The sequence below is a fragment of the Fibrobacter sp. genome (assembly GCF_045112255.1).
Lineage (GTDB): Bacteria > Fibrobacterota > Fibrobacteria > Fibrobacterales > Fibrobacteraceae > Fibrobacter.
Genome location: NZ_JBGUHR010000099.1, coordinates 113,773 through 140,375 on the forward strand (window position 1 = coordinate 113,773; position 26,603 = coordinate 140,375).

At 50.1% G+C, this 26,603-nt stretch carries 26 protein-coding genes; 21 read left to right on the forward strand and 5 right to left on the reverse strand.

What is annotated here, in order from left to right; genetic code table 11:
* Nucleotides 1-33 precede the first annotated feature (33 nt).
* Nucleotides 34-1,020 carry a thiamine-phosphate kinase gene (thiL, locus tag ACJMM9_RS13295; protein WP_405327865.1) on the forward strand — a complete coding sequence of 329 codons (987 nt, stop codon included), beginning with the start codon at nucleotides 34-36 and terminating at the stop codon, nucleotides 1,018-1,020.
* Entirely contained in the window at nucleotides 1,017-2,942 is a 1,926-nt protein-coding gene (locus tag ACJMM9_RS13300) for a GspE/PulE family protein (RefSeq protein ID WP_405327868.1), read from the forward strand. Before thiL ends, ACJMM9_RS13300 begins: the two co-directional genes overlap by 4 nt.
* A 2-nt stretch (nucleotides 2,943-2,944) precedes the next feature.
* Here ACJMM9_RS13300 and ACJMM9_RS13305 read toward each other — a convergent pair whose 3' ends face one another.
* Nucleotides 2,945-3,250 (reverse strand): hypothetical protein, encoded by a 306-nt coding sequence (locus tag ACJMM9_RS13305; RefSeq protein ID WP_405327870.1) that lies wholly within the window; start codon nucleotides 3,248-3,250, stop codon nucleotides 2,945-2,947.
* A 2-nt stretch (nucleotides 3,251-3,252) separates the two neighbouring features.
* A complete protein-coding gene (locus tag ACJMM9_RS13310; RefSeq protein WP_405327873.1) occupies nucleotides 3,253-3,549 on the reverse strand; it encodes a type II toxin-antitoxin system RelE/ParE family toxin in 297 nt (98 codons plus the stop codon).
* Nucleotides 3,550-3,840: 291 nt separating this feature from the next.
* Between ACJMM9_RS13310 and ACJMM9_RS13315 the strand changes: the two genes are divergently transcribed.
* The 12 genes from ACJMM9_RS13315 to ACJMM9_RS13370 all read left to right on the forward strand — a co-directional run bounded on the left by ACJMM9_RS13315 (nucleotide 3,841) and on the right by ACJMM9_RS13370 (nucleotide 15,158).
* Nucleotides 3,841-6,384 (forward strand): ATP-dependent helicase, encoded by a 2,544-nt coding sequence (locus ACJMM9_RS13315; RefSeq protein WP_405327876.1) that lies wholly within the window; start codon nucleotides 3,841-3,843, stop codon nucleotides 6,382-6,384.
* 162 nt (nucleotides 6,385-6,546) lie between these two features.
* Nucleotides 6,547-6,828, forward strand: coding sequence for an Asp-tRNA(Asn)/Glu-tRNA(Gln) amidotransferase subunit GatC (gene gatC / locus ACJMM9_RS13320; protein ID WP_073422954.1), 282 nt, complete (start codon nucleotides 6,547-6,549; stop codon nucleotides 6,826-6,828).
* A 72-nt stretch (nucleotides 6,829-6,900) separates the two neighbouring features.
* Nucleotides 6,901-7,647, forward strand: a complete 747-nt coding sequence (locus tag ACJMM9_RS13325; RefSeq protein WP_405327880.1) for a 3-deoxy-manno-octulosonate cytidylyltransferase — start codon at nucleotides 6,901-6,903, stop codon at nucleotides 7,645-7,647.
* A complete protein-coding gene (locus tag ACJMM9_RS13330) occupies nucleotides 7,634-8,131 on the forward strand; it encodes a ComEA family DNA-binding protein (protein WP_254917340.1) in 498 nt (165 codons plus the stop codon). Before ACJMM9_RS13325 ends, ACJMM9_RS13330 begins: the two co-directional genes overlap by 14 nt.
* A 33-nt stretch (nucleotides 8,132-8,164) precedes the next feature.
* Nucleotides 8,165-9,076, forward strand: coding sequence for a hypothetical protein (locus tag ACJMM9_RS13335; protein WP_173354359.1), 912 nt, complete (start codon nucleotides 8,165-8,167; stop codon nucleotides 9,074-9,076).
* Complete coding sequence (locus ACJMM9_RS13340; RefSeq protein WP_405327883.1) at nucleotides 9,073-10,062, forward strand: hypothetical protein; 990 nt, start codon at nucleotides 9,073-9,075, stop codon at nucleotides 10,060-10,062. The genes ACJMM9_RS13335 and ACJMM9_RS13340 overlap by 4 nt, the downstream gene beginning before the upstream one ends.
* A 1-nt stretch (nucleotide 10,063) precedes the next feature.
* Nucleotides 10,064-10,606 (forward strand): 16S rRNA (guanine(966)-N(2))-methyltransferase RsmD, encoded by a 543-nt coding sequence (rsmD, locus tag ACJMM9_RS13345; protein ID WP_405327886.1) that lies wholly within the window; start codon nucleotides 10,064-10,066, stop codon nucleotides 10,604-10,606.
* 36 nt (nucleotides 10,607-10,642) lie between these two features.
* Nucleotides 10,643-11,224 (forward strand): pantetheine-phosphate adenylyltransferase, encoded by a 582-nt coding sequence (gene coaD / locus ACJMM9_RS13350; protein ID WP_405327889.1) that lies wholly within the window; start codon nucleotides 10,643-10,645, stop codon nucleotides 11,222-11,224.
* Nucleotides 11,211-12,104, forward strand: coding sequence for a rhomboid family intramembrane serine protease (locus tag ACJMM9_RS13355; protein WP_405327891.1), 894 nt, complete (start codon nucleotides 11,211-11,213; stop codon nucleotides 12,102-12,104). The genes coaD and ACJMM9_RS13355 overlap by 14 nt, the downstream gene beginning before the upstream one ends.
* Nucleotides 12,104-13,063: an adenosine kinase gene (locus ACJMM9_RS13360; protein ID WP_405327894.1), complete on the forward strand. Its 960-nt coding sequence runs from the start codon at nucleotides 12,104-12,106 to the stop codon at nucleotides 13,061-13,063. Before ACJMM9_RS13355 ends, ACJMM9_RS13360 begins: the two co-directional genes overlap by 1 nt.
* Before the next feature lie 10 nt (nucleotides 13,064-13,073).
* Nucleotides 13,074-13,544 (forward strand): hypothetical protein, encoded by a 471-nt coding sequence (locus ACJMM9_RS13365; RefSeq protein WP_088640032.1) that lies wholly within the window; start codon nucleotides 13,074-13,076, stop codon nucleotides 13,542-13,544.
* A gap of 36 nt (nucleotides 13,545-13,580) precedes the next feature.
* Nucleotides 13,581-15,158 carry a choice-of-anchor I family protein gene (locus ACJMM9_RS13370; protein WP_405327897.1) on the forward strand — a complete coding sequence of 526 codons (1,578 nt, stop codon included), beginning with the start codon at nucleotides 13,581-13,583 and terminating at the stop codon, nucleotides 15,156-15,158.
* A gap of 17 nt (nucleotides 15,159-15,175) precedes the next feature.
* On the opposite strand, the gene ACJMM9_RS13375 is transcribed toward ACJMM9_RS13370, so the two are convergent.
* The gene (locus ACJMM9_RS13375) at nucleotides 15,176-17,899 is read right to left on the reverse strand and encodes an ATP-dependent helicase C-terminal domain-containing protein (RefSeq protein WP_405327900.1); all 2,724 of its coding nucleotides are present in this window, start codon (nucleotides 17,897-17,899) and stop codon (nucleotides 15,176-15,178) included.
* Between the two features lie 122 nt (nucleotides 17,900-18,021).
* Nucleotides 18,022-18,486, reverse strand: a complete 465-nt coding sequence (locus ACJMM9_RS13380) for a hypothetical protein (RefSeq protein WP_088640029.1) — start codon at nucleotides 18,484-18,486, stop codon at nucleotides 18,022-18,024.
* A 99-nt stretch (nucleotides 18,487-18,585) separates the two neighbouring features.
* Between ACJMM9_RS13380 and ACJMM9_RS13385 the strand changes: the two genes are divergently transcribed.
* The 3 genes from ACJMM9_RS13385 (at nucleotide 18,586) to ACJMM9_RS13395 (ending at nucleotide 21,288) form a co-directional block, all read left to right on the forward strand.
* Nucleotides 18,586-19,902: a BamA/TamA family outer membrane protein gene (locus ACJMM9_RS13385; RefSeq protein ID WP_405327903.1), complete on the forward strand. Its 1,317-nt coding sequence runs from the start codon at nucleotides 18,586-18,588 to the stop codon at nucleotides 19,900-19,902.
* 140 nt (nucleotides 19,903-20,042) lie between these two features.
* Nucleotides 20,043-20,633 (forward strand): inorganic diphosphatase, encoded by a 591-nt coding sequence (locus ACJMM9_RS13390; protein WP_088640027.1) that lies wholly within the window; start codon nucleotides 20,043-20,045, stop codon nucleotides 20,631-20,633.
* Nucleotides 20,634-20,862: 229 nt separating this feature from the next.
* A complete protein-coding gene (locus tag ACJMM9_RS13395) occupies nucleotides 20,863-21,288 on the forward strand; it encodes a hypothetical protein (RefSeq protein WP_405327906.1) in 426 nt (141 codons plus the stop codon).
* Between the two features lie 131 nt (nucleotides 21,289-21,419).
* Here ACJMM9_RS13395 and galE read toward each other — a convergent pair whose 3' ends face one another.
* On the reverse strand, nucleotides 21,420-22,436 hold the full coding sequence (galE, locus tag ACJMM9_RS13400) for a UDP-glucose 4-epimerase GalE (RefSeq protein ID WP_405327908.1): 1,017 nt from the start codon (nucleotides 22,434-22,436) through the stop codon (nucleotides 21,420-21,422).
* Nucleotides 22,437-22,493: 57 nt separating this feature from the next.
* Between galE and ACJMM9_RS13405 the strand changes: the two genes are divergently transcribed.
* Genes ACJMM9_RS13405 through ACJMM9_RS13420 form a run of 4 tightly spaced genes read left to right on the forward strand, consistent with a single transcriptional unit; the run spans nucleotide 22,494 to nucleotide 26,552 of the window.
* Complete coding sequence (locus tag ACJMM9_RS13405; RefSeq protein WP_405327911.1) at nucleotides 22,494-23,657, forward strand: mechanosensitive ion channel family protein; 1,164 nt, start codon at nucleotides 22,494-22,496, stop codon at nucleotides 23,655-23,657.
* Between the two features lie 60 nt (nucleotides 23,658-23,717).
* Nucleotides 23,718-23,981 (forward strand): chorismate mutase, encoded by a 264-nt coding sequence (locus tag ACJMM9_RS13410; protein ID WP_405327914.1) that lies wholly within the window; start codon nucleotides 23,718-23,720, stop codon nucleotides 23,979-23,981.
* Nucleotides 23,981-25,165, forward strand: a complete 1,185-nt coding sequence (locus ACJMM9_RS13415) for a prephenate dehydrogenase/arogenate dehydrogenase family protein (protein WP_405327916.1) — start codon at nucleotides 23,981-23,983, stop codon at nucleotides 25,163-25,165. Before ACJMM9_RS13410 ends, ACJMM9_RS13415 begins: the two co-directional genes overlap by 1 nt.
* 19 nt (nucleotides 25,166-25,184) lie before the next feature.
* Nucleotides 25,185-26,552 carry a 3-phosphoshikimate 1-carboxyvinyltransferase gene (locus ACJMM9_RS13420; RefSeq protein ID WP_405327918.1) on the forward strand — a complete coding sequence of 456 codons (1,368 nt, stop codon included), beginning with the start codon at nucleotides 25,185-25,187 and terminating at the stop codon, nucleotides 26,550-26,552.
* Nucleotides 26,553-26,603: the final 51 nt, after the last annotated feature.

Genomic DNA, 26,603 nt, shown 5'->3' on the forward strand with positions numbered 1-26,603 from the left:
ATCGGGTGAAAAATTGAATTGTCCTTGAAAAATATGAAATTCCCAGATCTTGGCGAGTTCAGGTTCGTCACAAAAATTTTGGAAGGGGCACGCCCCTTAAGAAAAGAGCCTCCGGCATACCGCAGCTGGCTGTCTGCTGGAGACGACTGCGCCATCTTTGACGGATGGCTTGTAACAAAGGATCTATCGGTCGAAAACACGCACTTCCGCCTGGACTGGTCTAGTCCAGAACAGGCGGTCGAAAAGCACATTGTCTCCAACGTCTCGGATGTGTCTTCGATGGGCGGTCGCCCCAAAATTGCCTTGCTTGGACTTTGCCTGAACAGAAACTGGAGCGAAGAAACTCGAAACAGAATTGCAGAAGCTTTTGCGCAAGGCTTTGAGAGAAGAGGAATTACGCTGATTGGCGGTGATACGGTTGCAGGCGATGTCGGGATGTTTTCGACAACGCTTCTCGGCACGACCGATGGCGAAACGGCGCTCCTCCGCAGTGCGGCAAAACCGGGTGACCACGTTTTTGTGGCGGGAACTCTCGGCAAATCTGATGCCGGACTCTGGATTTTGATGAACCATCCCGAAGAGGCCAAACGCTTCCCGCGCCTGGTCGAGTACCACCTTTCCCCGAAAATTTGCGAAGATGCGGGGGCGCAGCTGGTAAAACAGGGGGTGCATGGCGCTTGCATGGATATTAGCGATGGCCTTAGTTCCGAAGTGAACCACCTTGCGCTTTCGTCTGGCGTTTCCATCGAAATTGACGAGGAAAAATTGCCCATTGACGACGATGTTTTAGAAATGTGCGAGTATTTTGGCCTGTCTCCCCTCAAATTTGCGCTAAATGGTGGGGAAGAATATGAACTCCTTTTTACTTCTGAAGTTACAAATAGTATATATTTGAAGGGAACGCCCAAGTGGGGCGAAATCCACGACGTCGGTTTAGTAAGTTGTGGGAGTGGAGTTTCTTTGAAAAGAAAACTTGGTGGTAGGATTACTTTAAACGCTCAGGCGTGGTCGCATCTATGAAGGATTCAAGCAGTTTAGGACAGTTGCTGGTTCGCGTTAACCTGATTAACGAAGATCAGCTGAAGTACGCTGAAGAAGAAGTCAAGTTCTGGACACAGAAGGGTAAAAAGTTGACCCTGACTCAGGTCCTTCTCAAAGCGGAGATGGTAAAACCTGAGCAGCTTACGGACATTTTGGGCGTCCAGATGCAGAGTGTCACCAAAAAGCGTATTGGTGAAATGCTTCTGGACCAGGGCTTTATTACGCAGGAACAGCTGAACGAGGCCCTTGAAAAGCAGAAAACTTCGGGCGGCAAACGTCTCGGCAGTATTCTTGTCGATTTGAAATTCATCCAGCAAGATAAGCTGATGAAGATTCTTTGCAGCCAGTTCGAAGTTCCTTACGTCAAGCTCGATTCCATCAAGCTCGATGAAAAGGTCTACGAGTTTATCTCTGAAGATCAGTGCAAGGCGAACAAGATTGTTCCGCTTTACGTGACAAAGGATGCTCGCCAGGCGCTCGTGGTTGCCATGGCGGACCCGACGAACGTACGTCTCAGGGACTCCATCAAGTTCAAGGTCAAGCGCAATGTCGATGTGGTCATGGCGTCTGAACAGGACATCAAGAAGACGATCGACATCCTCTTTGCGGGGCACGGCCCGGCCGAAGAATCCCTGGCAGAACTTATTGGATCTTCTGGCGACGATGAACTTGAAACAGTCGAACGCGGCAGCAGTACAAGCGATGAACCGGAACTTTCCGACGAAGAAGGCCGCCAGGTCGTGAAGATCGTGACGACCTTGATCCATGAGGCTATTGCGCGTCATGCATCCGATATTCACCTTGAACCGCAAGAGACGTTCCTCAAGCTGCGCTACCGTATTGACGGTGACTTGCAGGTGATGTCCCCGATTCCCGCGCGACTCATGCCGCAGATCCTTTCGCGTATCAAGCTCTTGTCCAAGATGGACATTGCAGAAAAGCGTAAGCCGTTGGACGGACGTTTCACGGTGCGCTACAAGGGATCCGAAGTTGACCTTCGTGTGAGCTCGTTCCCGATTTCTTTGCGTAAGCGCGGCGTCTGCGAAAAGATCGTTATGCGTATTTTGGACCCGAATTCGGGTCAGTTCCCGCTACGTGAAATGGGCTTTGACCCCCGTGTGCTCAAGCAATTTATCGATGCCATTAATGCCCCGAACGGCATTGTGCTCGTTACTGGTCCGACGGGGTCTGGTAAGTCTACGACGCTTTACGCTTCCATTCGAGAAATTTTGGATTCCACGATCAACATCTCGACGATGGAAGACCCGGTGGAATTGAATATTGACGGTGTGAACCAGGGCCAGATCAACAATGCCGCAGGCTTTACCTTTGCGGCGGGCATTCGTGCCTTGCTCCGTCAGGACCCGGATGTGATCATGATCGGTGAAATGCGTGACCAGGAAACCTCGACAATGGCTATCGAAGCTGCTTTGACGGGTCACTTGGTCTTCAGTACGCTCCATACGAACGACGCTGCCGGCGCATTCCCTCGTTTGCTCGAAATGGGACTGGAACCGTTCCTTGTGTCTACCGCCATTAAGGGTGTGTTGGCCCAGCGACTTGTGCGCCGCATTTGCAAGAACTGCAAGGAACCGGTCGAAATCTCGCAGGAACTTCGCGACGAACTCCACCTCTCGCCGGACATGCAGTTCTATCATGGCCGTGGTTGTGAAAAGTGCGATGGCTCGGGCTTCAAGGGCCGTTGCGGTATTTACGAGTTCCTTGTACCGAACGAAGCCGTGCGTAATCTCGTGATCAAGCGCGCTTCCGGTGACGAAATCAAGCGCGAGGCCATCAAGTCTTGCGAAATGATTACGCTCCGTATGGACGGCATCAACAAGGCTCTCCAGGGTCTGACCACTTTGGAACAGGCCATCGGCGCTTCCACAGCGGATGAGTAGTATTACAAATCAGCTTTCATTGCGATATTCATCAAAGCTGAAAAATCCATTTTTTTATCTCTGGCGAAAGACAAAAAATCTTTCTCTTCCTTTGTGACTCTAATTTGAAATTTCAGAGGGAAGGAAAATTTTGTTTTTCTGCCTGCGTTTTCGCGGGTGCCTCCGTGTCCAAATTTTTTTTCGTATAAGGCTATTCCAGATTTTTTCTTGTATTCTTTTTCGGAGATGATTTTTTCATTCGCTGCAACTTCGGATGCTTTTTTTTTGAAAACAAATCCTTCGGAATCCTTTACATAAACGTATTGCATTGCTAAGCCTCCTTCAGTCGTTGTATGGCTAGTTTGATTTTGTCTTTTGGCGTTTTTTGAGTCCTTTTTACGAAAACAACTCCAATTATTATAATGGCTCCAGCCTTATATTTAAACAAGGATCGCAATTCATTTGATTTTATTTCGAAGATTTCTTTTTGAAGTGGCCGAACGCGAACATACTCGATACCTTGTTTTTCGATAATTTCATAATCTTTATTCAGAAGATCTTGCTGATTTTTTTCCAACGCTTTAATTTCAGCAATGACCGAAGACATTTTTTCCACGGTGAATTTCATGCTAAAATATACTCCAGTATCTTGATTTTGTCAACATATTCAAATGTTGGAAAAATATATGTGGTCCGCTATCAACAAATTGATACTTTTGTGATTTCATATGGTCCTTTTTGTGTGTCAGGGATATTTAAGATACCCCTGCTATATTAACACGCATGAGCAAGGATTTTGGTTCTGTATTTTTATGTAAAATAATGTTAGTAGTTCTTGTCACATCTCTAATAACCAACGACCATAGACCAACGACCAAATTACTATATTGCACATCTGTATATCGACTAGGAGTGCTAGATGGACGATTTCGTAGAATGCAATGTTGTTGATGATAGTGTTTTAGATAAAGAATTGAACCCGGAACAGGCGGCCGCCGCGAAAAAGATTAACGGCCCGATGCTGATTTTGGCCGGTGCAGGTTCTGGAAAGACGCGTTGCATTACTTACAAGATTGCTCACTTGGTTTCGTACCACAATATCGATTCCAATCGCGTGTTGGCGGTGACCTTTACGAACAAGGCCGCTCGCGAAATGAAGGACCGTATCCAGAAACTTTTGAATTGCCGTAAGCCGTTCACGTGGATGGGCACGTTCCACTCCGTTTGCCTTAAGCTTTTGAAGCTCTGTCTGGCGAAGGAATCCGTGATCAAGGCGCTTGGTGGCAAGTGGTTTGACGCAAATTTTTCCATTTACGATGACGACGACCAGAAGCGCATTCTCAAGGAAATTTTGAAGGACGATTTGGGCGACGATTACGATGTGAATGAACTGAAGAAGGTTCACAGCGCGATTTCCCGTTTCAAGAATACGGTCTTGTACAAGAACGACAAGGCTGTCTTGCAGACGCCGGATGTGGCTGCTTTGAACGCCGAATTTGCCGACGAAGAACGCAAGGCCCGCTATTACGCGGCTTATCAGAAAAAGCTTGCGGAATCGAACGCAATGGACTTCGATGACTTGCTGTTCAATACGGTTCGCATGTTGCAGATGGTCCCGAATTTGGCGGAACAGCTGAGGGAACGTTTCCAGTACGTTGTCGTGGATGAATACCAGGATACGAACGACGTTCAGTATGAACTTTTGAAGTTGCTGATCAACAGGGAAAAGAAAAACGTAACGGTGGTGGGCGATGACGACCAGAGTATTTACGGCTGGCGAGGCGCAAACATCAAGATTATCCGCAACTTCCACCGCGATTTTGCTCCGGTGACGATTGTAAAGCTCGAACGCAATTACCGCTCGACCGCAAACATTGTGAAGGGTGCGGGTTCCGTGATTGCTCATAACGTCCGTCCTGCCGAAATGCAGAAAAACGTGTTTTCCAAGGAAGAAGCGGGCGAACTCATTCACGTGCGCTATTTTGAAGATGATCGTGCCGAAGCTTCGAACATTGCAAAGACGGTGGCGCAGGCGGGGCCTGATTTTTATGCCAAGACGGCCATTTTCTACCGCACGAACGCGCAGTCCCGAGTACTTGAAAAGGCGCTCAATGATTTGCGCATCCCGTCGGTGATTTTTGGCGGTACAAGGTTCTGGGACCGCAAAGAAATCAAGGATGTGCTTGCCTATTTGCGCGTACTTGCAAACGAGAAAGACGATGCCGCCTACTTGCGCGTGATTAACACTCCGCCGCGTGCCATCGGCAAGACGACAGTCGAAGGTGTGCTCGCCAAGGTGAAGGCGGGCGAGGGTTCGTTCTGGGACAATTTGTTGGCTGAGGCGAACGGCACGGGGCGCGGCGCTCCGAAGCTGAAAGTTTTTACGGACCTTGTAACGAACTGGAAGAACATGATGACTTCTGGCGAGTATCCGCTTCCGATTCTTGCTGAACATATCATCAACGATACGGGCTATAAGGACTTCTTGCGCAAGGAAGATGAAGTCACGGCCGACGAACGCATTGCGAACTTGGACGAAATGATCAACGCTATCCGCGAATTTGACGAAGAACATCCGGGCGCAACGCTTGATGCGTTCTTGCAGGATATTTCGCTCTTGACGGATGGCGACAAGAAGGTCGATACGTCTAAGGGCCTTGTGACGCTTATGACGATTCACATGGCGAAGGGCCTGGAATTCAATACGGTTCACCTTGCCGGTTGCGATGATGAAATCTTCCCGCTCGTGCGTGGAACTTCGATGCTCTCGATGGCCGAAATCAACGAGCAGATGGAAGAAGAACGCCGCCTGTTCTACGTGGGCTGTACCCGCGCCGAAAAGAAACTTTATCTGTACCATGCGGAACGAAGGTTCTTCCAAGGAAACATCCGCCCGTTTGCGCCGTCGCGCTTCCTCAAGGAACTGGATCCGTCTGTGGTTGATTTTACGCCGTGCTTGAATACGCGCCCGTCTGTTCCTGATTTTGTGGGCAATACGCGTTCCAAGCCGTCTTACGGTTCGTCGAATTATGGCTCTCGTCCGTCTTATGGCAACTCGGGTTCGGGTAATTCCTATGGCAACCGCTCGTATGGCAATAGTTCTTATGGCGGCGGCTCTCGCGGCTATGGGAGTGGTTCCGGCAATTCGTACGGTGGCGGTTCTTACGGCTCGTATGGCTCTCGACCGGCGCCTGTGCCAGCCTCTATCAAGAAGAACGACAAGCACATCGTGTACCGCAATCCGGTGAAGGTCGTGAAATCGCCTGCACCGTCTGGCCCGACAATCGAGTACGACAATCCGTACCACGAGGGCGCCCGCGTTCGCCATTCCAGGTATGGAACGGGCGTGATTATGAAGGCTTATGGCAGTGGCGATAACGCTCGTGTCGATGTGCGCTTTGACCGCGAGAACATGAACCGCACCATCATCCTCAAGTACGCCGCATTGGAAGTGATAGGATAGTAATTAGGAATTCGGAATGCGGAGTTCGGAATTGAAATAATCGCGGCAAAGCCGCGATTATAATTCTCTCGTCTAATGCATTTTCTGTCTACTTCCTACTGTCTACTTCCTACTTCCTACTAAAATATTCTATCTTGCATCCTGTAAAAAAAGAGGTTTTTTATGCTTGAACGTGAAGAAGTTTTGAAGCTCGCGAAGTTGTCTCGCCTGAGCATTGCAGAAGAAGATATCCCGGCTATCAAGGGTCACTTGGACAAGATGCTCGACCATCTCGAAGCATTGAAGGCTTTGGACCTTTCTAACGTGGAACCGATGACAGCTGTTGAAAACGGCGCTACCATCCTCCGTGAAGATGTGCCGGTACAGGGCTTTACGCTTGAACAGGCTTTTGCAAACGCTCCGGCTGTGGAAAACGACCACTTCGCCATCCCGAAGGTGATGTAGTCGGAGATTGCCGCGTCGCTACGCTCCTCGCAATGACGTGTTCGAGGAGGTGGCTTTCTATAATTTTGCCACATGGTCAGCTGCATCGTTCCGGCCCGCATGGGTTCGTCCAGATTCCCGGGAAAGCCTCTCCTGAAGCTCAATGGCAAGGAGATGATTGTCCGTACCATGGAACGCGCGCTCCTCGCCAATTGCTTTGATCGCATCGTCTGTGCGACGGATAGCGCAGAAATCGAAGCTGTGGTCACGGCGGCTGGCTTTGATTGCGTGATGACTGGCGAATGTGCAACCGGTTCCGACCGCGTGGCGGAGGCCGCCAAAAAGCTTGGCCTTGACCTGGTCGTGAATCTCCAGGGCGACGAGCCTCTTGTTGAACCTTCCGTGCTCCGCGATGTCGCAAAAGACCTCTCGGAACACCCCGAATGCTGGGTGACGGTCGCATGCCCGCTGAACCCCGCAGAAGCTGAACTCAAGACCGTCGTGAAAGTGCTCGTGCGCGACGGTGTGGCGGTCGACTTTACAAGGTCTGTGCCGCCTGCAGAAGCGAACCTCTGGTTCCAGCACCAAGGCATTTACGCTTACTCCCGTGAATCCCGCGACGAGTTTGCGTCGCTTCCGCAGAGTAAAATTGAGCTGGAACGCTCGCTGGAACAGATGCGAATTCTTGGGCGCCGCCCGATCCGCATTGTCGAGAGCGCTTACCCGAGCATTTCCGTGGACGTTCCGTCGGACGCGACCCACGTCGAGAATATTTTGCTAGATCGTTTGCTATATCCTTTGCTAGATGAACCTCTCAGAAAAGGCAATGAACGCATCTGAAAAAAGAATTCTCAAACTCGCAATCATCCTCTTTATCATTGGCTTAACCGTCCGCTACCTCCCGTGGGGACTCCCGTCTATCGAGACATTCGAAGTCGGAGACGCTATAGTTGTTGCAAATGCATCACCGGGGGGTACTCCTGACGCATCACCGGGTGCGTTTTCTGATGCTGTCCCGGTTGCAGATGCTAGTACAGTCCAGGCTTACGATACCGACAAAGTAATACCCCTTGCGGATCCCGGCCCGAAATCGACGGAGCGTCACCGTAAGGCGAAGAAAAAGGTCTCGTTCCCGCTGAATATCAATACGGCAAGTGCCGACGATTTGTGCGCCATAAAGGGGGTGGGGCCAAAGCTTGCTGACAAAATTATCGAGCGCCGAAACGCCGCAGGGCCATTCAAAGGACCTTCTGACCTCAAAAAAGTGCATGGAATTGGAAAGAAAAAGCTCGAAAACATGTTACAATCGATAATTTTTGATTAGTTTTAGGATATAAAACTTTACATAAGCATATATATGAGCGATACGAAGTTATATCTAGGTATTGAAGTTGGTGACACCTCTATGAAGGTCGCCCTTGTGGACGCGACTGCAAAGATGGTGGTCAAGGCTGCGGTCCTCCCTGCTGAAACCAATCCCATTTACGATATTTTCCTTTTTGAGAGCATGCTCCAGCAGTGGGTGGACGAAAACCAGATCAAGGATATCGAAGCGACTTCGGTGACGATGCCTGCGACGATGTCTATTATCCGCAAGGTCTACGTGCCGCAAGAGGCTGTTGCAAGCAAGTCTCAGTATTTGAAATGGTATATGGAACTTTTCACCAACGCCGATGTGAGCGCTTATGTTGTCGATTCCATCACGTTGAGCGGTGACGATACTCTCGGGTATAATGAACTGATCATGGCTGTCCGCAAGGAATGGGTCGATGCTTTGCGCAAGGGCTTCCGCTCCCGTGTGCTCTCGCCGAAGTCTATGGAAGTCGATGTGCTTTCGCTCATGAATGTAATGGATGTTGGCGAAAAGATCAAGGATGCAGTGTGCGTTGTGAAGGCTGACTTTACGGGCGTGACGCTTGCCTGGATGCGTCGCGACGAACTCCTTGCCTTGCGCTGCGTTTCGACGCTTTCGATGGTCGGAAAGACTGAAGAGATGGCGTACCCGATCCTTGCAAACGAAATTGTTGAACAGATGAAGCTTGTCCAGTCTGAGAATTCCGTCAACGGTGTGACCGACGTGCGCTTGTGCGGCGAAATGGCTTCGAACGAGCAGTTCGTGAATATTCTCATGGAAAAGTTGAGCGATTACAAGGTGTCGCTGATGACAAACTTGTCGCAGCTCCCGTGTGACGAAAGCGTGAACCCCGTTGACATGATTTGCTGTGTCGGCGCTGTTGGTGCTGCTCTCAATCAGATGGAGGGTGTATGATTCACATGAACCTTATTGCGGTGGCGGAAAAGAATTCCACCATCGGTAGTGTTTCGCAGCATTTGCATGTGACGAATGTTGCGGATGTGGAACGCCGCTACAAGAAAAAGTATTTGACTGTTGCTGCTGTTGTTGTCGCTGCCGTGCTTGGTTTTAGCGGTTACTTGAGCATGAATGGGGTTCCGGCGGCGCTGGATGGCGTTTTCCCGGAATCTTACCTCAACTTGATTGGCGCGAAGGGGAGTACTCCGACTAAGACGGCCCCTGCTGGTCCGACCGCCGAAGAGATTGCAGAACAGCAGAAAGCATTGGCTAAAGCTCGTGCCGCAATGCCTGTTAGGGAAATCGTAAAGGAAATCAACCCCCAGGCTTTGTTTAATAACAAACGAACGAGCTACAATAGCTATCTCCCGCTGGAAAAGATTTCGTTCCAGAAAACGGCGCTGGCCCAGTTCCTGTCGTTCCTCAACACTGCCGCACCGGACGATATTGGATTCTCTGAATGCGTGTTCCAGGCTCCGAACTACTATTACCTTCGCGGTATCGCGATGAAGGCTTCGTCGCAGCACACGCTTATGGATAGGCTTAAGGCGGTGAGCAAGTCGTTCCAGTCCCCGATTGCATCGGAAGCTGCAACTGAAGTGGCTGCCTTCGGACAGTTCTCGGTTCCGCAGGTGCACCTTGATGCTGTGCGCGGCTTTGTTCCTGCTTCTGAAGTGGGAGCCGAAGTCAAGGCTCTCAAGACGCTCGCTTCTACGCACAAAGTGCAGCTGAAGGGAACTGAAAAGCCGATAGTTGAGGACTTCGGCGTGTATAAGCGCTATGCCTATCAGGTGACTTCGACTGCGGACTTTGCCGACTTGTTGAATTTCCTGAATGCATTTGCTAATTCTCCGATTCGCATGGGTGTCTCGAAGACCGATCTTAGATTTGCTAAGAAGTATCTGGTTACGAACATGCGTATCGAAATGCTTGTGCTTCGCTAGTATGCCGATTCGTATTACAGGCGGTTCGTTGCGGGGGCGCAACATCGAGTCCCCGGATACCATGAAGACGCGTCCGACAGCTTCTCGCACGAGGGAAGCTCTCTTTAACATTTTGCAGGGCGTCGATGGTTTTCGCATGCTGGACCTTTTTGCCGGCAGTGGCATCATGGGGCTTGAGGCGCTGAGCCGTGGGGCTGCAAGCGTTACTGCGGTGGAACTTGCTCGCCCGCAGGCGAAGATGATCGAACGCTCGTACAAGTCGGTCGGCATGGATTCCAGGCTCAAGCTTCTGGAAACGAGTGTGCTTACGCTGAAAAAGGAAATTGTCTGTGCCGATGGCGGTTTTGACTTGATTTATGCGGATCCGCCGTTTAAGGACATGGAATACCCAGACTTGCGACCGTTTATCGAATGGCTGAACCCTGGCGGCGTGGCCGTCTTCGAGGCTCCGAGCCGCAAGTTGCCTGAATGGGCGAAAGGTGACGATTTCCAAGGGCAAGTTCGCCGCTATGGCGAGTCGTCGCTGATAATTATTAGGGCGTGATTTTTATTAGGGCGTGATTTTTGTAAATTATACCACATGGTGTGGAAATCAAAAGCACAGAAAAAATCGATTGTGGAGGAAGGGCGCGAACGCCGCGTGGCGGTTTTTGCAGGTTCTTTCGATCCGTTTACTGTGGGGCACTTGGATCTTGTGAAGCGTGCCGCGGGCATCTTTGATTCCCTGATTGTACTCGTTGCCCAGAATGCAAGCAAGAAAAACTTGTTTGACGCCGAGACGCGCAAGGCGATGGTGGAGGCGGCTGTCTCTGGATTCTCGAATGTCTCGGTCAAAGTTCACAGTGGGCTGACTGTCGATTTTATGAAGTCCGTCGGGGCGCATTATCTGGTACGCGGGATTCGCAATTCCGCAGACCTGGAAGCAGAACAGGCGGCCGCCTGGAATAACAAGGTCATTTACGGCAAGGGCGGCGTTGAAACGGTGCTTCTGCTTAGCGCTCAGGAACATCTCGTTGTGAGCAGTACCTTGGTGCGTGAACTTCTCAAGTGCGGTGCGAACCGAAGTGCAACCGAACAGAAGAGTCTTATCTCTAAATACGTGCCGAAGAATATGGTGTCAATGCTTTTAAAAGAGTATAGGAAGGTTTATGAAACCGTTTAAATATTTGCCCAAAGCTTTGCAGACGCTTTTGCTTGCGAATGCAGCTGTATTTATTATCGCTTTTCTTGGGCGTGGACTTGAAGTTAATCTGGGGGCTGGATACGGAACCTTGACGGATTACATCAGCTACTTTGGTGCATTTATGCCGCGAGTTCCGCTCGAACTTTGGCGTTACGTGACGTACATGTTCATCCATTTCGACTTCATGCATTTCTTCTTCAATATGCTGATGCTTTGGATGTTCGGCTCTGAAGTCGCAGAATGGATGGGAACGCGTCATTTTATCTCGATGTACTTTTTCTGTGGCATTTTTGCTGCGCTGTTCAGCTTTTTCATGTGCTTGCTCGGACTTACGAACAATCCGATTATTGGTGCGTCGGGCGCCTTGATGGGCGTTTTTGTCGCGTATTACAAGTTCTTCCCGGAGCGCATGATTCTCATGTTCTTTGTCATCCCGATGCGAATCAAGCATGCCATGTGGGTGATGATTGCGCTTGACATTCTTTTTGCAAATTCGGGCGACATGATTGCGCATTTTGCCCACTTGGGCGGTGTCGTTGCCGGGTTTATTTACATGGCTGTTTTCCAGAATGGTCCGAAGGTGCTTTACCATTCTCCGCTTTCGGCTATTTTCCGCTTGTTCTCAAGCAATCCAGAAAAGTTTAATCGAGACCGTCGCTCGGGTTCGCGCTCTTATTCGCGCAATTCTGAAGAGCCGGAAGTTCTCGAAGGTGAAGTGTTCTACGTCGATGAACAGAAACGCATGGACGAGATCCTCAAGAAGGTGGAACGCAGTGGCATCCAGTCCTTGAGTGAATCGGAACGTGAATTTTTATTGAAAGCGGGTGACAAGTTGCGTCGCCGTCGCGGAGGATTCTAATGAAGAAAGTTCTTGGTATGGGCGCAGCCCTTGTTGATATTTTGGCAAATGTGAGCGACGAATGGATTGCTGCACAGGGCGTCCAGAAGGGCGGCATGAACATGGTCGATTGGCCGCAGATGGAAAAGTTCCTTGGTGCGCTCGAAAATCCGATTCGTGTGCCGGGTGGCTCGACTTGCAATACCATGGTGGGTCTTTCCCGCTTGCATGGCAAGGCTGCCTTTATCAGCAAGATTGGCGATGATGAACTTGGTAAGCTTTTCCAGGAACACTTGAAGAATAACGGTGTGGAATCGAAGCTTGGGATGAGCGATGTCGCTACGGGCTGCGTGTTCTCTGCCGTGACTCCGGATGCCCAGCGCTCCATGTGGACTTACCTTGGCGCTTCGGACTTCCTTGGTTCGGATGACTTTACGCCGGCTCTCTATGACGATGTGGGCCTTCTTTATGCTGAAGGCTATCGCGCATTTAACGGCGAATGCTTCAAGAAGTCGTTTACGCTTGCTCGCAGCCTCGGCGTTGAAACGGCTCTCGACTTTAGCTCGTTCGGCGTGGTCGAAGCTTGCCGCAAGCTGTTTGATGAACTCTTCGAAGAAAAGATGATCGATATCATCATCGCAAATGAAGATGAAGCCTTTGCTTATGCCGGCGTCAAGGAAGAAGCGGCTCTCGAAGTCTTGGCCAAGAAGGCCAAGGTCGCTGTCGTGAAGATCGGCAAGCGCGGTGCCTTGATCGCTAAGGATGGCGTGGTGACTCGTGTTTCTGCTGGTGCTGCAAAGGCTATCGACACGACGGGTGCTGGTGACCTCTGGGCATCGGGATTCCTCTACGGCTACATGAACGGCTGGGATATGGAACGCTCGGGCAAGCTCGGTAGTATCGTCTCGAATGAAGTGGTCCAGGTGATGGGCGCCCAGATTCCGGAAGAAGGCTGGCAGCGCATTTACGCCCAGATGTAATCGAGGGAATATGGTTTCTCTTGCTCGTTCTTTTTTGAAATCATGTGCTTTGTGCTCTTTGCTTGTGCTTGCTTTTGCCGGAGCTGTGAATGCTGCGGAATCGAAAGCGACTGGAAGTGTTGCAGATAATGATGCCGAGAAGGCCGAACTTGTCGCTGAAATTGCCGTGCGCGATAGCGTGATGGCGATTCACGACAGTGTCTGCATTGCTGAAAAGAAAGCTCTCCGTTCGGATCTCGAAATCGAGACGGCCAAATGCGAAAATTGGGAACAGAGCTACAATATGCTCAAGAAGAACAACGAGACTTGCGCCAAGGCTTTGAGTATTGCGGTACAGGCTTCCCAGGAACAGGCTGAAAAGCAAAAAGCTAAAGACGAAAAGATAAAGAAAGAAGAGAAAAAGGACATGGTCGTGCAAACGGCGTCTATGGCGGCTAGCTTTGGACTTGGTATGCTTATCATGTGGCTGATTCTGGATTAATTCATTAAGTCGCGGCGCCGCCGCAGGGAGTTGAAAATGAAAAGAACCGCTTTTGTCATGAGCCTGCTTATGTGCACGGGCTTTTCGTTTGCTAAAAAGTCGGATGTGCCGGCGGGTCCGTTCCATTGGGGATCGACGCTCAAGCAAGTTGCTTCTATCCCTATGACGACGGCGGAAATTTCGGCGTACATGCCCGAAAAGAAAGTGCTGTTTGTCGTTGGCGGCGAGAATGTCCTTGAAGTCGTCGATATGGCTGACCCTGCAAATCCAAAAAAGGTGAGCGAGATGAAATTGCCGGGGGGCGCCTCTAGCGTGACTGTCCATGGGGATCTTGTGGCGGTAAGCCTCTTGAACAATCCCGAATGGAAAATGGGGCATGTGCAGGTGATGCGCTACAACAAGAAACTCGAAGTTCTTGGAAAGCATGAACTGTGCTACATGCCTGACATGATCACATTTACTCCTGATGGCGCAAATTTGCTTATCGCATGCGAAGGATCTCCGGATGAAAATTTCACGGAAGACCCGGAAGGCGGCATCGGCGTCTTGTCGATTGCTGGCGTGAATGCATCGAGTGCCGTAGATTTGGCTAGAGCTTGGAAAAAGCCGCAGAAGACTGTTCTCGGATTTGGCGGGCTTGATTCGATTGCGCTGATGGCAAAAGGTGTCCGCAAGACGGGCGTGAAGAGTTTTGCGCAGTCGCTTGAACCGGAATACATTACGGTATCTAAAGATTCCAGGACGGCTTGGGTGAGCTTGCAAGAAAACAATGCGCTTGTGAAGTTCGATGTCGAAGCGAAAAAGATTTTGGATGTGTTTCCGCTTGGTTATGTGGATCATTCCAAGCCTGGGTTTGGGCTGGACGTCAAGAAGAACAAGAAAATTGAAATCAAGAATTATCCGTTGCGCGGATTGCGCCAGCCGGATGGAATTTCTGCATTTACCGCCGGAGGCAAGACGTTTGTGCTCACGGCGAACGAAGGCTCTCCGGTGAACGATTACAAGGCATGGACGGATGTGACTACTCCGATGATGCTTATGCAAAATGGCATTTTGGACCCGAATGTTTTTACGGCAGAAGTTCTTGAAAATGTGAAGAACGTTTCAGTGAGCAATCTGGAACGCTGCAATGTGGCGCCGGATAAGACTGAAAATGGCAAGTGCCCTTACATGTACAGCTTTGGAACGCGTTCGATCAGCATTTTCGATGGCGAAACGGGGCACTTGATGTGGGATTCTGGCGACGCGTTTGAACAGACTATGGCCCAGATGGCGCCTGATTACTTTAACTGGAATTCCAAGAAGGGCAAAGTCAAGATGGATGCCCGCAGCGAAGACAAGGGCTGCGAACCGGAAAACGTGACGACAGGCATTGTAGGCGATAAGCGTTATGCATTTGTCGGTCTGGAACGCACGAGTGGTGTTGCCGTATTTGATATTTCGGGAATTGAAAGCGGAAATACTCCGAAGATTGTCGATTTCTATTTAGACCCGAAAGATCGCGGTCCAGAGGGCATCTTGTTTATCCCTGCTGAAAAAAGCCCCAATGGTGAACCGCTTTTAGTTGTAGGCTACGAGTATAGCAAGACTCTCGCTGTATATAGCGTGAAATAATTCCTAATTCCGCCTTACTAATTCGTAATTACATTCTCAGGCCACGGGTGCTTTGGATAGCGTCCTCGTAATTCTTTGCGGACTTCGGCGTAGGTGTTCTGCCAGAAGCTCGTGAGGTCCCATGTCTTTTGAATCGTGCGGAAGTTCGGTGCTAGAATGTCGTAACGCACTTTGAGCTTGCCGTCTGCAATTTTGTGCTCGCCACGGAGCTGCATAAAGTCTTCGATGCGTGCCGAAATCTCGACGAGTACGCCGTCCGCGCTTTGAACAATCTTGCCGTTGCCTTGTTCATCGGCGGTGGCGACTTCTTGATAGCTATAGCGGGCGCGCTTGCCATTGGGGAGTATGTAATGATCGGGGAACGTCTTTTGCAGCCATGCTAACATGGATTTGCCGAAGTAGTCTTCGACAATGTTGCGGTAACGGTCTTCGTTGATGTCGCGCAATAGGAATATGCCGTCCGTAAGCTCGTTCAGGATAAGCTCCATGTCTTCTTCGTTGAATTCCGGGAGTCCGTATTCCGGGTAAAGCTTTGCGGCAAGGCGCATCTTGATGAGGAGCGTCTGGATGTTTTCGGTGAGGTAACGGCCGGTCCAGTTTTCTTTTTCGAGCTTGTCGCGCCAGGCATCGGCGGTGAGTTCCTTGAGCTTTTCGAGAACTTTTGGCGAAGCTTCTTGCGGGAGAATTTCTTTGCGGCTTGTTTCGCGAATGTCGCCGTTGGGGCTTTCGCATTCGTGAATCTCGGCGCCGATGAAGCGTTCTTGACCGCTCCGCCAAAGCAGTTCGTAGCGGATGATTTCGCTTTCGCCGCCGAGCAATTCTTTGGGCACTGGAGCGTAAAGGTTGACGCGCATTTCTGATTTGGCGCCTGCTTCGGTGCGGAGCATGGAGAGCGCGAGCAATGCATAAGGCGGCTCTGCAACTTGCAATCGAATGGTGTTGCCGTTGCTCAACTTGTAGACATTACCGCTTGGTGTCGCGAGTGCGTCTGGGAATGCGGCGAGAAGGCTTTGGGCTATGGCGTGTGCGGCAGACTCGCCTTTTGCAATAGGCATACCTCGCCTCTCGTCTCTCGTCTCTCGTCTCTCGTCTAAATTGTCCCTGTAATCCCGCAGTTGCTTTAGCGTGAACGAGACTTCTCGCGGAGCGCTGATGGCTTTTGATAGTGTATCGCTTGCGAGCGTGAGCAAGTTGAGCGTGTTTTTAGATTTCTGGATAAATTCTGTGCCGGAATGGATCCATGCCATGGCGGCGAGGAGCAAGTCGGGGAGGTCCGCTGTGGTTTTTGCTTTTGCTAGAATCAGTGCTAGAGGAATGCTTGAAATTGGCGTTTGGATGGCTCGCTTGCCGAGTTCAGTGATGCGCCCGTCTTGCAGCATGCTGAATTTTTCGAGCATCGCTGTAGCGATCTTTTCGCGCACTTCTGGAATCGCCGTAGGTAATGTAATAGATTGCTTCGCTTCGCTCGCAATGACGTTTCTCTCGTCTTTGACGCCTTCGGCGTCAGACAGTAAGGCTCGGTCATGCCAACAAGTAAACTTGTTGTCGCGACTCTCGCCTCTTTCGTCTCTCGTCTGTAGGGCTTTGCTCGTTCTCTCGTCTGATTCCAGTGCGGCTTTTTGCAATAAAAGTTCCGACGGCTCGATTTGCAGGACTTCGGGCACGATGCCTTGCGGCATGTGCTTCTCGGCATCTTCTGTCCAGAGGCGGATGGCGCAACCGTTTTGTGTACGACCGCTACGACCGCTGCGCTGGATGGCGTTCTGTAGCGAAATCGGGAGTGTGCGCAGTACATTCACTTTCTTGTTGTCGTCATATTCGTTTACGCGCTCGATGCCGCTATCGACAACGCCTGTGACGTTTGGCACGGTGATGGACGTTTCTGCAATGTTGGTTGTAAAGATGACGCGCGGGCGTTCTGTTTCTTCAAAGATGCGGTCTTGCGTTTCGCGGTCCTGACCGCCGTAGAGTTCAAGGAACTCGGCGACGTTTGCGCCAAGAGCTTCGCTTGCGGCGGTGTGGCATCTTGCGATTTCTGCTTTGCCTGGCAAGAATACGAGCGTTGTCTGCCAAATGTTATTGCGGTACAAAGTGCGCAATGCGCGGACTACTTCGCTTTCGATTCCCTGGCCTGCGCTGATGTTTGTGCCTGCGGCGGGCTTCTGGTAAAGAATTTGTACAGGATAAAGTGGATGTCCGAGTTCCAGGCATTTGACGCCGAGCGCTTGTTCCATTTCTTCGCGGTTGAGCTTTGCGCTCATGACGGCGATTCTCGGCGCTTTGATGTTTTTACTTTCTGATGCGCGGCTTGATTCTTGCAATTTTAGCAGATACGCAAAGAGCAAGTCCATGTCGGCTTTGCGTTCGTGGTATTCATCGAAGATGACCCATTCAGCGTCCATCTTGCCGTGCAAAAGTTCCTGCAAAAAGTTTCCATAGGTCTGGAACAGAATTCGCGTAGCGCTGGATTTGCAGCTGTCTTGGCGGAACTGATAACCGACGGTCTTTCCGCAAGGCTCGTTGTGAAGTTTTGCAGAGTACTGCGCAAGTGCAAGTGCTGCGATGCGTCTCGGCTGCAAGACGACAATGCGACCGCTAAAGTGATTGCTCAAGAACCACGGAATGTACAACGACTTACCGCTACCGGTGGGCGCTTCGACGAGCAAGTTGTTCGTCCTGTTTACAGCGTCTATGAGCTTTTGTTCTTCTTCGGCAATGGCTAGATCTTTGTACGTGCGCATTGTAGATGGTTCTCTTTGAGTCTCTTTAAAAAAGTTGACCCCGGCACAATGACCGGGGTATATAAATCAAATCTATCGCCTCTCTCGTCTTTCGTCTGTAAGCGAAGCGAACTCTCGTCTAATTAAGCCTTCGGGTATCTCAGCTTTTCACCGGTTGCGGCGTCGATATAAGGCGGCTTGCCTTCGCGGAACTTCTGGTTGATGACCAAGTTCTGGAGTCTTCTCTTGATGCCGGCTTCGGTCTTGCAGAAGAAAAACACGACCTTGTTTGTGCCCGGAACCTGGAACACAGCGAGTTTAAACTTCTGTGAAACAGCACGACGGAAAAACTTGACATCTTCCTTTTTCGGAATCACCTGATCGCTGCCCGGTTTGATTTCGCAAACCATGTCGGCATCGGCGAGCAAAGCTTTGGACTTCTGCTGGAGGGCAAGAAAGTTCGGCTCGGTGCTCTTGCGGATGTTTTCCATGTTGAACGGGCTTCTTGCTTTCAGGCCCTTGAGTGCACCACGGATAATAAAAAATAAAGCGACGACCACGACCAGGATAACCAGGTAGGGCCAGTTGTTTGCTAAAAAGTCTAACATAATCACCTCAATTTGAGTATCCCTAATATAGCAATTTTTCGGAGTATTGCGAAAATGCAGGGTGGTTGCCTTTTGTATCTTTGATTCGTGAATTTTTTTGTGAAGACTTTTTTGCTGGCGGGGCTTGTTTCCGCCTTTGTATCTGCAAACGCTGCAGAGCCGGATTCGCTGCGCGTGGATTCCGACCAGTGCGTTGATGGTGCAAAAATTGAATCGATTGAAATAGAGGGCTTGGAGCATACGAAACCGCGTGTGGTGTGGCGCGAACTCTCGCATAAGGTTGGGGAAGCGTTTTCTCAAAAGGTTTTTGAAGCCGAGAAGCTTCGCCTGCAAGACCTGGACCTCTTTACGGATATTTATGTTTCCTGTAAAAAGCAACTGGATCCTTCGACTTCGCCTAACGGCTTCGCTCAGGATGACGGGGTTGCTGTAGTTTACAATTTTAAAGAAATCTTCCGCTGGATTCCGTCACCCGCTGGTAAAAAGACAGACCGCGATGGCCTCATGCTTGGGCTTGCCCTTGCGAACTTGAATGTGCTTGGCGAAGACATTCGTGCTGAAGTCCAGTTCCGTACGGCGCTTGATCCGTTCTTCGAAAATAACGAGTATGCTTTTTATGCCAGTTCTCCGTATTTATTTGATCTTCCTCTGGGCTGGAATTTTGAATTCTTGCGGACGGATAGCTGGGATGACCTTCGCGGATTCCAGGATGCCACATGGCTGCTTAGTTTGGATGTAAACTGGAAATTGCTTTCGCATTTCTCGATTCTTGGGAAAACGGTGTACCGCTATCTCGAAAAGGGACCGGGTGTTTTGCCGGAATTTGGACTCGGCGTCGCCTTTGATTATCGCGATAGCGAACTTGATTCACGCGAGGGAATATATTTTGAAAGCATGGTAACGCATGTGGGCGTTGGCGGAAAGCGGGGCGAAAACTTTGTCGAGTTCCTGGAAGATGCTAGAGCCTATTATACAATTGGTCGATTTGTCACTGGAGCTACGGCGCTTGTCCGTTTGCGTCCAGGCAAAGTGCAGAAATATGATTATTACTATCACGGCGGTGCAAATACGTTCCGAGGTCACGAGTCGGATTCATTGCATTTAGGGGTGCACGAAATGCTATTGACTTTGGAAGAGCGTTTTGTGTTGCGTGAACGCCGTCCGGCTTCGATTTGGGGAATCAATTTCTTTTACGGGATTCAATTGGTGGCGGGTCTTGATGCAAGTGTGCTTTGGGACAAGGGCGCCCCAGGCTGGAAAAATTACGAAGGCGCAGTCTATGGCGGCCTGCATATCGTGATTCCTGCGCTGGACCGAATCCGCTTTGAAGTGGGGTACAGTCCTGATCACGGTGAACCGGTGTTCTATTTTGGACTTTTCGACAAGGTGACATCAGCGCGCTGGCGGAGCAGATAATTCGGGGTTAGGATTTCGGAATTAGGAATTGAAGACACGTTGGTAAAAAAAGACTTTACAATTTCTGAATAAATACTAAATTAGGGATTATATTTGTAATAAAAAGATAATGAGGCTCAATGTGGGCCTACGGAGAGTAAATGGCTATCAATTATCTAGATCTTCCTATTGGACGCAAGTATCCTTATGAAGTGGATTGCGTCGTGGAAATCGGCAAAGACACGAACTTGAAGTATGAATATGACGAACGCCTGCATGTGTTCCGTCTCGACCGTTGCCTTTTGAGCTCCATGAGCTATCCTTGCACTTATGGTTTTATCCCGAGCACCAAGGCTGACGACGGTGACGCTTTGGACATGCTTATTTACAGCCCGGCATCCATGATTACGGGTACGGTTTGCACGTGCCGCGTGATTGGTGCTCTTGATATGACCGATGGTGGCAAGAAGGACTACAAGGTTTTGGGCGTACCAATATTTAATCCGCGTCCGTTCTGCGACATTACTGACGTGGACCAGATGTTCCTCCGCATTACGAAGAACTTCTTCCAGAACTACAAGGAACTGGAAGGCAAGGACGTACAAATTGGTGAATGGAAGGATGCTGCGTTTGCCCGCGAAAAGGTAATCGCTGCGCACAAGGCTTATTTTCAGAACCAGGTCCAGGTGCCGGAATCCTGCTACCAGGAACCCGAACACGATGACAAGATAACCGCTGAAGAATTAATCTAAAGGCGAGAGCTGCGACCGTGCTTGCACGGGCATTGCCGAGCCGCTGATTAAAGAACCGCGAAGCGGTAAGTTGATATAAGCCGAGAGTCGCAGCGGCAAACATGTTTGAAAATCTTAAAAAAAATCTTGTCCTTGGTGGCAGGATTTTTTTTGTAAAAAAGACTTGGTTTTGTTTCAAAATATTTAATATATTATCTTTGTTGTAACACTCAAAGTATAATGAGGTCATATGAATAAGCTTGTGCTTACCTGTGCCATGTCGTTAATGATGCTTAGTACTTCGGCTATGGCATTCTCGATAAATCTTGCACCCAAGAAGGGGGACAATTCTCGTATGGATCCTCCGTCTGTAAGCTGCCGATATGCAGAACCGAGATGCGATCGTCATGACAGGATTCATGTCGAACGTTATGGAAATGACCAGAAAATGTACAGCCGTGGTGAATGCTATCGTGGTGATAAGGAACGCCGATTTGACTTTTACTGCAGCAATGGTGATGTCTGGATGCAGATTGATTACCGTCGCGACCGTCCTGATCATATTGATTGCAAGGATCCGCGTCGTGGTAGATACTTCTCTGCTCGCAGCATTGGCGAATGTGAAGACTTGTATCGCGAATCTAATCGTAGGCACCATCACCATCACGATCGCTAAATCGCGGCGTCATGGCGAGCGTGAGTTCGCTTGATGAATTTAAAAATGCCTCTCGCTTATGCGGGAGGCTAAATTTTTTGTTAATTGGTGATCCCGGCACAGGGCCGGGATGACACTGTAAAAGATGGGACTTAGCCCTTGTATCCTTTGGGGTTGTTCTTTTGCCAGTTCCAGGCGTCGCGGCACATTTCTTCGATGCCGTACTGAGCCTTCCAGCCGAGTTCGTCGAATGCCTTTTGCGGGTTGCAGTAGCAAGTAGCGATGTCGCCTGCGCGACGCGGCTTGATGCTGTATGGAATCTTGACGTTGTTGACTTTTTCGAATGCTTTCACGACGTCGAGCACGGAGTAGCCGTGACCTGTACCCAAGTTATAAATGGCGAGTCCGCACTTGCGTTCGATTGCCTTGAGGGCGCTTACGTGGCCAGAGGCGAGGTCGCAGACGTGAATGTAGTCGCGAACGCCAGTGCCGTCCGGGGTGTCGTAGTCATTGCCAAATACGCCGAGTTCCTTGCGGAGTCCGACTGCGGTCTGCGTGATGTAAGGCATTAAGTTATTCGGAATGCCGTTCGGGTCTTCGCCGATGCGTCCGCTCGGGTGTGCGCCAATCGGGTTGAAGTAACGGAGCAATACGATGTTCCATTCCGGGTCTGCTTTTTGCACATCGCGAAGGACTTCTTCGAGCATGGATTTTGTCTGTCCGTAGGGGTTGGTGCATTGGCCCTTAGGGCAGGCTTCTGTAATAGGAATTTGAGCCGGGTTGCCGTAAACGGTTGCCGAAGAGCTGAAAATGAGGTTCTTGCAGCCGTGGTTACGCATGGCATGGAGCAGCACGAACGTAGCGTTCATGTTGTTTTCGTAGTATTCGAGCGGCTTTGCGACGGATTCACCGACGGCCTTGAGTCCTGCAAAGTGGATGCAGGCGTCGAACTTGTTTTCGCTGAAAATCTTGTCCATGGCATCAGCGTCACGGACGTCTGCCTTGACGAATGGAATGGGGGAGCCGACAAGCTCTGCTACGCGGCGGAGCGATTCATCGCTTGAGTTTACAAGGTTATCGACGACGACAACGGAATGACCAGCTTTGTAGAGTTCAATGATGGTATGGCTTCCGATGTATCCTGCGCCACCCATAACGGCTATTTTCATGATTGCTCCAATGATAAAAGTTCGTTGCATAATATACGAAATTTTTAGATTGTAGGTATGAACGATTATTACCAATTTGCGATACTTTCTGCTGTCGTTGCTGCTGTTTATGCTTTTTTGTATTTCGTGGTGCATCCGATTGCGAAATGGATTGCCATAAAGACTCCAAATAAGTTTGATGACTTGCTTGTGAAAAAGAAGGTGATTTCGCGAGCACTCTTTTTTGTGCCGGTGATAATTCTTGTGCAGTCGTTCCCGTATGTGCTTGCGAAGGGACACTGGCTTTATGAATTTTGTGAACATATCGGAAATATTTTGTTTACGGTGGCAGCGTTCCTGCTTGCAAGTGCGGTGCTTGATGTCATAGAAAGCTTGAATGAACGCAATGTGAAAATGAAGTTGCGACCAATGCGAGGCATCTTCCAGGCGGTAAAACTTGCGATGTTCTGCGTTGCGACGATCCTTGTGGCATCGCAGATTGTGAACAAAAGTCCTGTGATTATTTTGTCGACTCTGGGCGCCATGGCGACGGTCTTGTTGTTGGTCTTCAGGGATTCGATTTTGGGCCTGGTTTCTGGAATCCAGATAAACTTGTCGGACCTCTTGCGTAAGGGCGACTGGATTGAAATTGAACGCCACCATGCCGATGGCTCGGTCATCGATATTACGCTTACGTCTGTGAAAGTGCGCAACTGGGACAATACGGTTTCGGTGATTCCGGCATACGACTTGATTACGAATTCGTTCCGCAACTGGCGCGGTATGCAGGAATCTGGTGGTCGCCGCATCAAGCGTTCGCTTTTCATTGACCAGCAGAGCATCCGCTTTTTGACGCCTGAAGAAATTGAAAAGTTCATGAAAATTGATGTGCTGCGCCCGTACTTGGAACAAAAGCTGGATGAAATCGGTGAAAATTCTGGCGTGTCGGAAAATGTCACGGTTACAAAATTGAATGGTCGCCATTTGACAAATATCGGAACGTTTAGGGCTTATTGTACGGCGTATCTCCGTAGCCGTAAGACAATTGCTCAAGACATGACGCTCATGACGCGCCAGCTTGCGCCAACGCCGACGGGACTTCCGCTTGAAATCTATGCGTTTGCCAATACGGTGGAATGGATCGAATACGAAAATATCCAGTCCGATATTTTTGATTTTCTGATTGCGTCGCTCCCAGAATTTGGTCTTTCGCTGTACCAGTACGCGAACCGTACGCTGTAAGGCTTGTGCGCAGGGAGGCTCGCGTTCGCCCGTCGCTTGATTTTTTCTACATTCGTTAATATGGATATTAATGAATGGCGCATTCGCATTGACGAACTTAATGATGAACTGATGTCGCTCCTCAACAAGAGGGCTACATACGCTGCTGAAATTGGGAAAATCAAGAAGCAGAAAGGTTTGCCTGTTTTTGATAATGGGCGTGAACAGTCTGTCTTGAATTTGGTCGCCGAGAAGGCCGTAAAGGCCGGTGGCCCGCTTTCTCCGGAATCGTTCCAGAATATTTTCCGTGTCATCATGGAAGAAACTCGCAAGGTGGAAGAATAATGGTTGCCCGCATTACTATGGTGGGGTTTGGTCTTTTGGCAAGCTCGATTGCTGCGGCCATCAAACAGGCTAAACTCCCGACGAAGATTCGTGCCGTGAGTTCGCCTGCAACGCTCAAGCGTGCTCGTGAACTTGAACTTGCCGATGAATTTTTTGAATACGACGAGACTGAAAAATGGGCGAAGGATAGCGACCTGATTTTGCTCTGTGCGCCGATCCTCCACATTTTGAAGATGATTGATGCGCTCGGTAAAGTTTCGTGGGCGGGTTCTGATGCAGGCCGAGAAATCTTGGTAAGCGATATCGGCTCGACGAAGGTTGAAATTTGCAAGGCGGGCGTGCGCTTGCCGGCTCCGTTCCGCTTTGTTGGCAGCCACCCGATGGCGGGTTCCGAAAAGCGCACTTGCGAATACAACGACCCTGCAATTTTTGAAAATGCGTATTGGTTTGTCTGCCCGCCGGATGGAACGCCTGAATCTGTTTATGCACCGCTTCTGGAAATTATCCGCTTTGTGGGTGCAAATCCTGTCGTGTTCCCGCCGGAACATCATGACCGCACGATGGCGTGGGTGAGTCACATGCCGCAGATGCTGAGCTCGACACTTGCGGGCAACTTGCCGGAACGCTTGCTGAAGCACAACTACCAGCATTTTGCAGGCCGCGCTTTCCGCGATATGACGCGCATTGCCGCCTCGGGCTGGGGAATGTGGCACGATATCGCCGTGACGAATCGCGACGAGACGACTCGTGCGCTTTGCGAAGTTCGCGATGGCCTCGACAAGACGATTGCTGCGATGAACGGACTCAACGTCGTGAAAGACGGTAAGCCTGCTTCCGGTGATTTTGAAAATGACGAGCATAGCGTGGTTGCCGACAATTCGCAGGCGCTTGCCGACATTTTCAAGGCGGGTAACGATGGCCGTGCGAGCTTGTTTGCTCCGGGTCGCAATAACACGAATTCGTTTTACGAAATTACGGTCCAGCTCAAGGATAAGCCGGGTGCTTTGTTGAGCGTGATGCAGCCGCTTGCCGAAGAGGGCCTTAACATTCGCGATATAGAACTCATGAAGGTTCGCGAAAATGTGGCGGGTACGCTTTTGCTTGCGTTCAAGACTCAAGAAGAAGCGGCCCGTGCCGTGAAGACTCTGCAATATTTGGAATACGAAGTTAAAGAAAGACGTTAATTTGCTTAAGGAATAGACGATGGAATTCTTGATGAATCCCGACCGTGAACGGATGAATTTGACGTTGGTGATGGCTCTTTTGGTGAATGGCCGCACCGTGTTGGAAAATTTTGCGTGGGCAAGTGGTTGTGAAAAGTATGCCGAGGCGCTGAAAGATTTTGGTCTCACTTACGAATTGCAAGGGCATCAGCTTGTCTTGAATGGCAAGGGATTCCAGTACTCTATTCCGACCATGCTTCCGTTCAAGTTCAACGAAGCCGATAACGTGATGCTTTGGACGCTCGCAAGCAAGGACGATGAGCAACTTTACACGTTTGCCGCCGAAGTTGATGATGCCGGCATTGCCCGCGTGAACACGGCGAAGGAAACGCTCCAGAAGTATTTCAAGATCAAGGTGCAAAAAGATGAACCCGCAAAGTTTGTCTTTAACTTTTTGCGTGATGAACTGAACGTCAAGAAGGATTCTCTTGGGAACGTTTCGTCTGTGATGCGCAACAGGCTCTTGCTCCGTGCGCTTATCCGCAATGACTATTTGAATTTTGAAGAAAAGTCTACGGTACATGACCAGTGGACAAAGATGCTCATCTACTTTGGTGCGGCTGTGAAATATGAAGGCCGTGGCATGGAACAGTTGAGCGAATTCGAACGCCGCTTGATGATTGCGCAGGGCAAGAAAATTGAACGTACGCAGTTTACGGAACTTTCGGAAACGAAGGTGATTACGGCGCGTGAATACTATGTGCCGGGCGATACGACGGAAGCGACTGCGTTTGCGGTACTCGCGACTGTTGGGAACATGCCGAAGGACAACGTCATCAAGCTTTTGAATGTGGATTTGAACAGCAGCCGTGCGGGAGCGCTCACATGTCTTAAGCGCATGGGTGCAAACGTTGAAACGGTAAGCCGTCGTGAAAAGTACGGCGACGTTTTTGGCGATGTCGAAATCAAGCCGCTCGCTTCTGGAAAGCGCTTGCAGGGTCGCCGCTTTAGCGAAGACGTGATTGCAACAGCGCTCGAAGAATACCCGCTTTTGGCAGTGGCGGCTTGCTACGGTGAAGGCGAAACGATTTTGCGCGTACCCAAGGAAGTCCGCAAGGAAATGCGCCCCAAGAACGAATTCTTGGCGGTGAACTTGCGCAAGACGGGTGCCGAAGTTGGCGTGTACGACGATGGCCTTGTGATTCGTGGTCTTGAAACGATTGTGAACGGTAGCGATTTTGACGGCGGTGATTCGGCGCAGATGGGGCTTGCCTTGAGCGTGTTGTCACTTGCGCTCCAGAACGATGAACCGGTCGAGAATATGGACAAAGTCGAAGCGATGTTCCCAGGCGTTGTCGAAAAGCTCAAGAATGTGCTTGTGGCCGAAAACGCCGAGAAGAAGGAATAAGTTCGGCTGACGCAGGGAATGAACGCAACGGTAAAATCGCGAAACTTGAGG